Source organism: Lacinutrix sp. MEBiC02404, assembly GCF_053601575.1.
The window spans coordinates 1-253 of record NZ_JBSHNV010000007.1 but is presented as its reverse complement, the minus strand read 5'-3'; the positions used below and the strand labels follow the sequence as shown (position 1 = coordinate 253).

At 43.9% G+C, this 253-nt stretch carries 1 pseudogene; it reads right to left on the bottom strand.

The features are described 5' to 3' along the window. A pseudogene (locus ACVCXO_RS00030) lies at positions 1–253 on the bottom strand (hypothetical protein); the annotation flags it as partial.

Below are 253 nucleotides of genomic sequence, written 5' to 3'. Positions count from 1 at the left end.
CATGGATCCGTATCATTTGGATCCGTATCACTTGTTTCTCCATCGCCATCACAATCTGTAATCGCTGTTACAGGTAAAGTAATACCTGTTGCAGTAAACTCACAAGCATCGGTTGGATCGGTGTCGTTTGGTCCTTGAACACCGTCTCCATCAGGATCCACCTCGTCTAAGTTACTTACTCCATCACCATCACAATCTGCAGTTGCCCAGTCACTTGTTGTGTCTGTTAAATCTACATTTGTTAAATCTCCTC